Origin of the sequence: Mesotoga sp. UBA5825 (assembly GCF_002432955.1) — a bacterium.
GTDB lineage: Bacteria > Thermotogota > Thermotogae > Petrotogales > Kosmotogaceae > Mesotoga.
In genome coordinates this window covers 3,469-14,522 of record NZ_DJHG01000044.1, presented here as the reverse complement: position 1 = coordinate 14,522, position 11,054 = coordinate 3,469, and the positions used below count along the sequence as shown (strand labels likewise).

General features: G+C 46.4%; 12 protein-coding genes. 2 read left to right on the top strand and 10 right to left on the bottom strand.

Annotated features, from left to right (window positions below):
• Window positions 1-184: 184 nt before the first annotated feature.
• Window positions 185-373 carry a hypothetical protein gene (locus B3N33_RS04570; protein ID WP_292592305.1) on the top strand — a complete coding sequence of 63 codons (189 nt, stop codon included), beginning with the start codon at window positions 185-187 and terminating at the stop codon, window positions 371-373.
• 207 nt (window positions 374-580) lie between these two features.
• A complete protein-coding gene (locus B3N33_RS04565; RefSeq protein WP_292592304.1) occupies window positions 581-1,009 on the top strand; it encodes an NUDIX hydrolase in 429 nt (142 codons plus the stop codon).
• A gap of 765 nt (window positions 1,010-1,774) precedes the next feature.
• On the opposite strand, the gene B3N33_RS04560 is transcribed toward B3N33_RS04565, so the two are convergent.
• From B3N33_RS04560 to B3N33_RS04515, 10 genes are all read right to left on the bottom strand, one after another.
• Entirely contained in the window at window positions 1,775-2,275 is a 501-nt protein-coding gene (locus tag B3N33_RS04560; protein WP_214079797.1) for a FumA C-terminus/TtdB family hydratase beta subunit, read from the bottom strand.
• Window positions 2,265-3,083, bottom strand: coding sequence for a fumarate hydratase (locus B3N33_RS04555; RefSeq protein ID WP_292592302.1), 819 nt, complete (start codon window positions 3,081-3,083; stop codon window positions 2,265-2,267). The genes B3N33_RS04560 and B3N33_RS04555 overlap by 11 nt, the downstream gene beginning before the upstream one ends.
• A gap of 12 nt (window positions 3,084-3,095) precedes the next feature.
• Window positions 3,096-4,532 carry a lyase family protein gene (locus tag B3N33_RS04550; RefSeq protein WP_292592300.1) on the bottom strand — a complete coding sequence of 479 codons (1,437 nt, stop codon included), beginning with the start codon at window positions 4,530-4,532 and terminating at the stop codon, window positions 3,096-3,098.
• Window position 4,533: 1 nt separating this feature from the next.
• Window positions 4,534-4,953 carry an amidohydrolase family protein gene (locus B3N33_RS04545; RefSeq protein ID WP_292592307.1) on the bottom strand — a complete coding sequence of 140 codons (420 nt, stop codon included), beginning with the start codon at window positions 4,951-4,953 and terminating at the stop codon, window positions 4,534-4,536.
• Between the two features lie 406 nt (window positions 4,954-5,359).
• On the bottom strand, window positions 5,360-6,181 hold the full coding sequence (locus B3N33_RS04540; RefSeq protein ID WP_214079801.1) for a carbohydrate ABC transporter permease: 822 nt from the start codon (window positions 6,179-6,181) through the stop codon (window positions 5,360-5,362).
• A gap of 17 nt (window positions 6,182-6,198) precedes the next feature.
• Window positions 6,199-7,086, bottom strand: a complete 888-nt coding sequence (locus tag B3N33_RS04535; protein ID WP_214079802.1) for a carbohydrate ABC transporter permease — start codon at window positions 7,084-7,086, stop codon at window positions 6,199-6,201.
• 55 nt (window positions 7,087-7,141) lie between these two features.
• Complete coding sequence (locus B3N33_RS04530) at window positions 7,142-7,792, bottom strand: extracellular solute-binding protein (protein ID WP_292592298.1); 651 nt, start codon at window positions 7,790-7,792, stop codon at window positions 7,142-7,144.
• Window positions 7,674-8,393 carry an extracellular solute-binding protein gene (locus B3N33_RS04525; protein ID WP_292592296.1) on the bottom strand — a complete coding sequence of 240 codons (720 nt, stop codon included), beginning with the start codon at window positions 8,391-8,393 and terminating at the stop codon, window positions 7,674-7,676. Before B3N33_RS04525 ends, B3N33_RS04530 begins: the two co-directional genes overlap by 119 nt.
• A 28-nt stretch (window positions 8,394-8,421) precedes the next feature.
• Window positions 8,422-9,558 (bottom strand): ROK family transcriptional regulator, encoded by a 1,137-nt coding sequence (locus B3N33_RS04520; protein ID WP_292592295.1) that lies wholly within the window; start codon window positions 9,556-9,558, stop codon window positions 8,422-8,424.
• Between the two features lie 202 nt (window positions 9,559-9,760).
• Window positions 9,761-11,054, bottom strand: a 1,294-nt coding sequence (locus B3N33_RS04515) for an NEW3 domain-containing protein (protein ID WP_292592293.1), incomplete at its 5' end; no start/stop codon positions are given.

Here is an 11,054-nt window from a genome sequence, read left to right as displayed (position 1 = left end):
CTTATCAAAGCAAACTAGATGTAGAAAACGGAGTCCCTAAAGAGCGTGTAAGAGGAGCGAAGATGCAGTGGTTAGGCGAATATCTGCACTATCACAGTCCGTATGCAAGTGGACTAACTTTCGGCTTCTAGTAATACCTTCTGAGAGTACGGCTGAGGGAGGAGAGGGTAGAGCCGTCAGTCTTTTGAGTGCCATAGCCGAGTATGCAGATGGATCCAGAGGACTCCTGTCATCTCATGATGACAAGCTGGAGAAGGAAAAAGCTTTGATGAACTTCCACTACGATGTACAGTCGCTTCCTCCGAAAGACATTTACGATGGCGTGATGGTAGTGCCGAAAGCGACCTATATCAATCCCTTCCCCAGCGATTAGAAGTTGCCGTTCCTTCTCAGGAGATAGAATCAAGTACGGTAACTTCATCTCTCCAAGTGGGGGCCATTGAGAGTGCAGAAGTTTTGGGGATGCCAAGGAGCGTACGAATGTGCGATAATTCTACGGCGTGGGCTTCTGCAATAATCTCCACCCGGTTATCATTCGCTGCTGGATCACTATTGTGATTGAAGTGTTGAGGAGTGTAATATGAAGGTAGAATTCTATGAAAGATGCCAGATAGAAGACAAGAAGCTAATGTACGCTGTAGTTGTCTCGAATTACAGGGGCAGCTGGCTGTTTGTACGGCATAAGGCAAGAACAACTTGGGAGATCCCTGGTGGAAGAAGGGAATATGACGAACCAATAATCGAGACTGCCCACAGGGAGCTGTTTGAAGAAACCGGAGCACTAAAGTATGTCCTAACTGAAGTATGCGACTATTCCGTCAACGGAGACAGTCCAGATTATGGACGTGTGTACTTTGCAGAGATCGCTGAACTAGGCCAGTTGCCTTCCTTTGAAATAGCAGCAAGGACGCTGTCGACTAATCTACCTGACCAAATGACGTATCCGGATATCCAATCTCAGATTTTCGAGAAGGTATTGGCTATTCGAGAACGCGGACACCTTTTTTAGGAGGTTGCAGAAGGAATATCGAGATTAAGAAATTGACATCGGACTTGTTGGAAGACTACCTGAGCTTTTTCGAAACTGAAGCTCATGCTGACAACGAAGAGGAGGACAGGTGCTATTGTGTGTGTTGGTGTACCGCTGATCACCGTGTTGAAACAGATTTTTCATCTCCGGAGAAGAGGCGGGATCTAGCAGTGCAATATATCACGGCGGGAATAATCCAGGGATATCTGGCATATTACGATGATCATGTCGTTGGCTGGTGCAATGCCAACACTAAATCAGACTGCATACACTGTACGAGCTGGCTGCGGTTTATGAGCGAAGTAAATACAATAGAGCCTGATCCAAATAGTAGAGCGAAATCCATATTCTGTTTTCAATCGCTCCGACCATGAAGAGAAAAGGAATCGCCATCCAATTGCTGGAATATGTTTGCAAAGACTCGGCGGATGAGGTTTTGATTACATTGAGGCTTACCCCAACAAAGAGTTTGTGAATTCGTTATCTGATTTCATGGGACCGGTTGACATGTTTAAGAGGCACGGTTTTATCTCTTATGGAGAAACTGAACATAAGCTGGTAATGAGAAAACACTTGAAGTAACCAAACAAGCTAACCAGCCATTGGAGAACCGATTTCTTTGCTCTTGGCTAACTACCTACCACGAACAATGGCTCCGAAAAAGCAAGTCCCTGCTTTCGGGGTCTAATGAATGTGGGCAGAATGTCAAAAACGGAGTCTGCCCCGAAAGACGAAAGAAAAGAGCTACTTCACGTGCGTATCGAACACGTCGTTTCCAAGTGAATCGATGGCAACGTATAGCGGGAAATTCTTGACCTGAGTACTGAAGATAGCTTCTGTGCCAAGGTCTTCGAATGCCAAGACTTTCATGCTCAAGATTGTCCCTGCCAGAGCAGCGGCAGCCCCGCTGGGAGCCAAGAAGTAAACCCTTCCGTAATTCTTGCAGATAGATGCGGCTATCCGACTTCTCTTCCCCTTACCCACAGTTGCCAGAACGCCCTTCAAATAGAGCATCTCCAGAAATGAATCCATTCTACTCGAAGTTGTAGGACCTATGGCCCCGAACAAACCGTTAACTGACTTGGCAGGTCCCGCGTAGAAGACAATTCGTTTGTCCAGATTAACCGGAAGTTCTTCATTTTTCTCGATCATCATGCTCAGCCTTTTCTGCGCAGCATCTCTCATAACAAGAAACTCACCCGAATAATCTAACTCGTCACCCACACGCAATTCTTCAATCCTCAAGAACAACTCTCCCCTTTCTGGCGATATAGCAGTCCACCGCAAGTCCTACTGGCATTATTGCTATGTGTGAGGGATAGGTCTCAATGTGCACAGAATAGGCGGTTATCCCTTTCCCCAGACCCTGATAGCCTATCTTAAGATCGTTTATTTCTGCAAGTATTCTATCTTCAAGTGCAGCGTATTCGCTGTCGGGATGTTTCTCATTGAAGGATCTTGTGAGGGCGAGTTTGGCAAGAACCATTACCTTGTCAGAACTTCCACCGATTCCGATTCCAACTTTCAAAGGAGGACACCCTCTCGCAGCGCTTTCTTTGAGAGAGTCGACTATGATCTGAACCACATCATCTACGCCAGAAGAAGGATTCATCATGAAAAGTCGAGAAAGATTCTCGCTACCTCCCCCTTTCACGAGAAATCGGATTTCAAGCTTGGCTCCCTTCACCGGGAAGATATGGCATACTACCGGCGTGTTATCATAGGTATTCTCTCTACGAAGCAACGGATCAGAGACTAAGGAGTACCTGAAAGGCCTTGCTTTGTATATTTCTCTGATTGTGGAATTAAGTGTTTCTATTATTGGTTCTTCTAGAGTTACTTCGTTGCCCTGAAAGACGAAGAATTCTAGAAAACCTGTATCCTGACAAATGGGGAGTCCTGTTCTCCTAGAAATGGTGACGTTTTTCTTCAAGACTTCCGAGAATGGCCCTTGATAGAGATCGAGCTGCTCGACAATGTAAGGATCCATTTCAGTGTTTGCCGTTGAAACCTCTTCTCCGAGTCTGATAATTATTTCCTTAGCCGCTATCACAATTGCACCGCATCAACCGAGACAATTGAACTCTGTCGTTAGGCGTTTCTCGCTCTTGGCAATGACCTTGACCAGCTCGTCCAGCGATTTGGAAATCCCTCTCACTTTCGCTTCAATAGAATTCAGAACGCTTTCCATAGCCAGAGTAGAGGGACCTCCTGGAATAGTGCGCATCTCTACAAAGTGTCTGGGAGAAAGAGTAGTCTTGAGCTCAGAGTCTCTCATGCCTATGGGTCTTCCGACTAGACTTTGGAATTCTTTGCGGAGAGCTTCAAGAGAGTATCCCGATTTGACGTAGGCGCTCGTAACTCTATGAGCTGTTCTGAATGAGATTGATTCTCTCCTTACAAGTTCGTCAGCAAGTTCTGTTGTTGTCGTTCCGGCAGATATTGCTATATCGTCCACTTTCTTCTCGTCCACGGACACTTTTAGAAGCGTCTCTTCCAGCAATTCCAGCAGCCCCGAAAACGTTTCACACCCTCTGGTAAAGTTTGTGAGAGGAGCGTCTGCGACTTCGTTCACATCCTGGTAAGGTACATTGTGGAAGAGGTCAATAAGGCTCTGAAAGTCTCCAGAGGCCATCCCGGACTGGATTCTTATGTGCTCGATTATCACAGGATTCCTCTTCTGCGGCATTATACTGGAAACCTGCACGAGTTCATCAGGGAAGCTGAGAATCCCGACTTCACAAGAGGCTTTGTGTCCCATATCGGCCATAAGACGGGTTATGTCGGTCAGTATGCTCTTGAACCACATCGATGGATAAGTGAGCCAATGGGATGTGACGATAGCCTGGTAAGAGTTGGGAACCGGATATTCGAATCCCAGAAGGTCAGAGACCAGTTTCCGATCAATATTGAATCCTGTCGTGGTGATCGCTGCAGCACCCAAAGGGCACTGATTCACGACTCTTAAGGAGGTGTTCAATCCTTCCAGTCCTTCCAGAAATTCTATAAGGAAAGATGCCAGATAGTGAGCTAGCGTGGAGACCTGTGCGGGTTGTCCATGCGTGTATAGAACCAGGAGTTGTTCTCTGGAGTTCTTTATCTTCTCGATCAAACTTCCCGTCATCGCCAGCATTTGCTTCATGAGGGAAATCATCCGCTTTCTCACGTACAATCTGAAGACAGTTGCGTCCATATCATTCCTGCTTCTAGCAGTATGGAGAGAGCCTGCCTTTTCTCCGAGAAGTCCTTCGAGTTGCTTCTCATAGAAGAAGAAAAGATCTTCAACCCCATCGGGGAACTCCCGCGGGATCTTCATAGTCGTGTCTAGTGCTCCAATAGCATTCTTTAGCGCTGATGCTGTTTCGGAGTCGATTATCCCCTGCTTTGTAAGCATAACTAGATGAGCCCTGTTTTGCTGCCCGAATTCACTCAGGAAGGTCTCCGCCCAGTGCCTGTAAGACTTTTCGAGAACGTGCCTAGAATATACTGGAGAAAATCCCATACTACCTCCCATTGAGAAGGTCGTCTATGTTGCCGAAGACGACCCTTTCGATTTCATCGTCGGAATAACCAACGTTAATCATGGCTTTGAACTGCTCATCGAAGTAGGCCTTTGCGTAACCCCTGGGAAAATAACTGGAATCCGTACCAAATACAATTCTACCCGGCCCTATAGTCTCTCTATACTTTCGAAAGAGCATTTCCAGGTTCACATCGTAAGGCATCCATCTCATCCACTGGTTTGATCCGCTTGTGTCAATATATACATTGGGGCAGGCCCAGCAGAGATTCAAGGTTTCAAAGACGTATCCACAACCAAAATGTGGCACGATTATTCTCATATGAGGAAAGGCTTTTGCAACATCGTGAATTACCAGTGGATTGATATTCATATGATTGGCAATCCCCCCAGCAGAGCCCATGATACCAAAATGGATCAGCACAGGGATATTTTCTCCCTGAGCGACNNATATCCCTTCAGACCCTGCTCCTTAATGGCCTTCTCCAGCAGTCCGGGTGCATCTTCTAGGGAAGGATCGTGATGAGCGTAGCCGTGAAACCTGTCGGGATGAGATTTTACTATCTCCGCCATTGCCTCGTTTCCGCCGGAAGTTACGAAAACCACCGAGATATCATGCTTTATCGTCTCTTTGTACCATCTCTCAACCATTTCATCCTGTGAAGCGATGGGTTCGGCCCCATCGAACTGCCATGCCTTTCTCCAGCGCGCCCTCTCACGGGCCAGCAATGGATGGACAGTACCTTTAGCCTTTCCAAAGAGATCAGAAGATGGAAAATGAACATGAGAATCGATTATTCGCATATGTATCACCCCTTTAATCCCGACATGGCGATTCCCTTTACAATCTGCTTCTGGAAGATTATGAAGAAGATTATCAGCGGTATGGTTGAGACGGCGGCGCCTGTCATAATCAACTCCCACCTGGTTAGATTCTCACTTGAGAAGTAAGAGACCCCGACCGGGAGAGTGTACATCTTCGGAGTCTGGGCTACTATGAGAGGCCACAAAAAAGCATTCCAGTTGCCAACGAAATTGAAAATCGCCAGTGTGGCAAGTGCCGGTTTGACGAGAGGTATGACTATTCTGATGAATATTCCAAATTCCGATACCCCGTCGATTCTTGCTGCATCAAGCAGGTCATCCGGTATCGTCGACATGAACTGCTTCATGAGGAAAATGCCGAAAGCGCTGATCATACCGGGAAACATTATGCTCCAGTAGGTCTCCATCCACCCCAATTGCCTTACCATGATATACCATGGAATAACTAGCATCTCGGTCGGAATCATGAGCGTGCTGAGAATGAGAATAAATATGATGTTCTTGCCGGGAAAAGTATATTTGGCAAGCGTGTAGCCTATCAGCGAATCGAAAAAGAGAACGGATATAGTGGTCACAACAGCCACAATCATGCTGTTCAAAAACCACCTAGGAAACATTGAGTAGTTGAAAATGTATACGTAGTTGTCGATCGTTGGTTCATCCGGTATCAATGACATCTCATAGACCTCTTCTGATGACTTGAAAGACGAAGAGAACATCCAGACAAAGGGAAAGACCATCACAATGGCGAAGATCGTTAGAAATATATAGGCAAAGACACTTGTTTTCCTGTCAATTCTATTCATGTATAAACACCCACCAATCAGTATTGGACTCGCTTGTTCAATACCAGCAGTTGTATCAGCGTTATACCCATTATTAGCATGAAAAGTATCACGGATGCGCTAGAAGCGAGACCCATGTCAAAAGATCTGAAGGCCTTTTGATATATATATAGCACCAGGGGTTTGGTCGCATTCAGAGGACCTCCCGACCCCTGATCGGTCATGTTATAAACCTGCGTGAAAATCCTCAGAAACGTGATGCTCTGTGTAACAACGAGAAACACTGTAATCGGATTAAGGAGCGGCAGAGTTATTTTGAAGAAAGATTGTCTTGACGTTGCCCCATCTATTTTGGCCGCCTCCAGATACTCTTGGGGTATGGTCTGCAGACCGGCAAGATAGATAATAATGCAGTATCCCAGATTTACCCATACCGTAGTCACAACTATGGCCGGCAAAGACTGGTTCATGCTGGTCAGAAAGGGTTGAGCATCGAGACCGAAGGCCATAAGGATATTGTTTAGCACTCCTGCGGGCGGTCGCTGGTAGATCCATCTCCAAACCCAGCTCACTGCTACTAGCGGTGTAATGTAGGGCATAACGTAGAGCAAACGATAAAACCATTGCAGATGTCTAACCTTGTTCAGCGTCGCGGCCAAAAAGAGCGATAGGACTATCACAAGAGGTACCCCATAGACCACGTATTTTATAGTATTCCAGAGAGAAGTCATGAATACCTTGTCTTTGAAAAGCTTGACAAAATTATCGAACCCGACAAAGTCCTTTTTTGGCGAAATCAGCCTCCAGTTAGTGAAACTCAGCCAGAAGGTGTATATCATTGGATAGAAACGGACTACTATATAGAAGGCCAGCGGGATAGCCAGGAAAACATACGCAGTAACAATTCTTTTCTGACTTATTTTCATCTCTTACCCCCAAAGAGAATGGCCGTGGCAGTGCCACGGCCAGACACTCTTCAAATTACTCTACTCTTGACCAGAATTCGTCTATTATTGCTTGATCTTCTTCTGCTGCTTCCTTGAAAGCCTTAATAGGATCCATGCCCTGTATCCAGACCTTGTCGACGGCATCCATCAATACCTGTCGCTGGCCACTCTCGTCAACGAAGAAAGTCGCATGGGCGTACTCCAGACCCTTGAGGAAAGGCCCGAATTCAGGATGATCGTAATAAGCGGCCGCAACGTTCGGGTTGGCTGGAAGTTCGCCCACCTGTTCTAGCCAAAGTGTTTGAGCGTATTCAGAAGTTATGAACTTCAGGAACTTAATAGAAGCTTCCAGTTTTTCACCAGTTGCGTTGGTTGTTATTGCGTGTGCCCAGAAAGACGCAAAGTTTGACTTCACACCGTTCATGGACGGAAGTTCGGTAACTCCCCAGTTGAGGTTGTTAAGAGGTCTGAAAGTTCCAAGCCTAAAAGAACCGTCAATTGTCATGGCGGCCTTGAGAGATCTGAAAGCAGTGACATCGTCGTTCAGGAAGCCGGGGTAGCCAACTTTATCCTTGGTGATAAGGTCGGTATATACCTTCAGAGTCTCCGGCGCAGTCTGGTAGTAAAGAACGGTTCTGTTGTCCGCGCTGTANNCTGTATGGCGTCCCGCCGAGCTGTCTGACAAGAACCTCTCTTATCCACTGGTGCCCCTGGCCAGATGGCTGCATTGTCAGACCTTCCTGAATTATGTTGCCCTTGTCGTCATACTTTGTGAGCTTCTTTGCAAATTCGACCATTTCGGCAAAAGTGGTCGGAGGACTCTCAGGATCGAGACCGGCCTCAGCAAAGAGATCCTTGTTCCAGAACAGTGCGAGGGACCTTACAGCTGTCGGAAGGGCATATGGCACGCCATCGAACTCGATTCCTTTAGAGACGAACGGGAAGAACTCGCTGCTGAGATATTCCGGGGTGAATTCGGCTTCAGGAAGAGGTACAAGGTATCCCGAAGTAACATATAGCGGAATCCATCCATAGAAAAGAGTGAGAACATCCGGTCCGACTCCGGCAGAGACAGATACCGCGACCTTTTCGTTGAAATTCTCGTAGGGGAAAGTAACGTGCTCTACTTCAATTCCCGGATTCTGCCTTTCAAACTCTTCGATGAGCTGATCCACCAGTTTCACTTTAGTTTCATAGTAGTACTGCCAGTAAGTTATTTTTACTGCACCGGCAAAACCAGCAAAGACAACCGAAACAACCAGTAGAAGTAACAATGCTCTTTTCATTTACCCACCTCCAAAATTGTGATGTAGCTCACACTTCCATGAAGACTTTTCTTTGAACGTTGCACACAGCTCCTAGAGAAACGCCTAACTCACCCAGTTCGCCACGCTTGAAAGTAACCCGATTCAGTATTTCGGCGGGGACGGTTCTTCTTAGTACCGGCATTATAAGGCTAAATATCCTATCGTATTGGTTGTAACCTATTCCACCTGTTATAACAACAACGTCCGGATCAAGCAGTGTGATTACATTTGCGATTACCACGCTGAGGTGCTCGCATGCAACCGTTACTATCTCCCTGAATCTCGGATTGCTATCGGAATGATCGAACATCTGCGCAACCGTTGGCTCGTTCTCGAATTCTGAAAGAAGTTTCTCAAACGCGTATCCTGAAAACCAGCTCTCAAGGCTGCCAAAGACAAAGCTCAAGTTCTTCTCTCTGCTCCAGTCCGTTATCATGTATCCTATTTCGCCGGCCATGCCGCTTGTCCCTTCGTAGAGTTCGTTATTTATTATTAGTCCCGCGCCCGTTCCCGTGCCTAAAGCCGTCAGAAAAACATTCCTGCATCCCCTAGCGGCTCCTGCCCACATCTCTCCAAGTGCGTTCAGAGTAACGTCATTAGACACAAATGTGGGAAGCTTGAATCTTTCCTCCATACAACTCATCAGATTCACTTTTCGAAGACCGAATGCGGGCATATAGAAGATCATTCCGCTCTCGGGATCTACTGTACCTGGAACGCCAATTCCAATACCCATAACTTTTGAGAGCGGAACATTCATTACCTGAGATATCGCCTTCTCAACGGTTTCTAGAAATGTTTCCTCATCTGAAATTGACTTTGTAGAGAACTTCGCTTTTTCAACTATATTTCCATCAAGATCCGCTAGTATAGAGATCAATTTGTTCCCACCAACATCAACACCAACTACATACTTGTAGTTAGGAACAAAAGACAAGAGCATGGGCTTCTTTCCACCCCTATTGGAACTCTCTCCCTCTTTTACTTCGACTATTGAACCCTGAGAGATGAAGTTATTCACGACGACAGATACAATTGGCTTGCTAAGGCCACTCTTCCTGGCTATGTCTGCCCTGGAAATCAGTCCCTCATTCCTCACTATTTGCATTATTTTTTCTTCGGTTTCACGTAAGCATCGACTCACTGGAATCACCTTTGTTTTGTTAAGTAGCTTAACTTACTAACATTATATATTGAATGGGCTCTTATCAAATAGCGGAGATACTGGTGAGCTGAGCTGAATAAAGAGTGACAAAGACGAATAAGATCAATTTTCGTTAGTTTTCTCAATTTTTGATACTTTAAAGAACCGGGGACCTTTGGGGTCCCCCGATTCTCTAACTACCTCATTTCACCTTTGGTAAACTCAACATATTCGCGAAGACTCTGTAGCCGCCCGGTACAAGATAATCTAGCTGCCTGTACCATACCAGTGCTGTGTAGATGTATGTTCCTTCTCCGTAGTTCGCAATCAACAGCGAACCTGGCTCGATATCCTCACCTGGGTCGTCGGTATCAATCAAAGGAGTAAACTCAGGTGCCCATTTGTTCGGGAAGTAGAGGCCTCTTTCCTGCTTCCAACCTTCCCAGTCTGAATCACCAATTACGTTTGGCCAGTTGAATATTGGGTGATCAGGAACAAGGATTTTTATTTCTGCTTCCTCGACTGTGACTCTGTTTCTGCTAATGGCGAAATCGAAGGGAGCCCAGCTGCTGTCGTATTCGCCTGTCTTGTGGTACTGAACAAGAAGGTTACCGCCATTGAACACGTATTCGTTAAGCCTCGCCGAATTTGCTCCAATGTCTGGTCTGGTCGTAGCGGCCCTCATGCCAATAACTATGGTGTCGAACTGGCTGAGATCTCCGGCGGCAAGGTCAGCAGGGCTAAGTTCAGTAACATCCACTCCCATCTGTCTTAGGTACACAGTATTGATATCAAGACCGCCATCCACATAACCAACCTTGAGGCCCGGGACGACTTCCACATCAATAACAGCGGCTCTCGCTACAGCCGGTTTGTAGAAGTTCTTCGTTTCAATATGAGGATATGCAATCACCTGGAAGCCTTCGTTGAAGACCTCTCCATCCACTATTGCTTCTGCCACGATTTCTGATTCTCCCAGGGGGGCGTTTGCCGGAATCTCAAATGCGACCTGCATTGACTTGATTTCGCCTTCCCTGCTCAGAGAGAATGATGTGTCTTCGGTCAAAAGTGTCCAACCTCCGGGAAGCTCCAGGTCGACTGTTCCGGAAATAGCTTCCTTGGAGTTGTTCTGAATCTTTACAGTAATCGTTCTCGTCACTGCCGAAGAAGATGCTGGAGCCATTAATCTTTCAGGATCCAGTGAGACAGAGACTTTTGGAACTACCCTTATATCTGCGATTGATTCCGTCCAGACAGATCCACCTAATGCTTCCCATACCGCTACTGCGCTAATCGGATTTTCATCAAAAGCATCTGTGTAAGCGGCATCGTCACCGACTGTAACAGTGAACTTTGCCTGTCCGTTGGTATTGAACTTTATAGATTCGAAGGCCGCGCTTTCCACATCAGTTGTCCAGCCTTCGGGAAGTGCCAAGAATATCTCGGCATTGTCAATGATTTCTTTGCCAAGGTTCCAGAACGTTGCCGTGACTTCT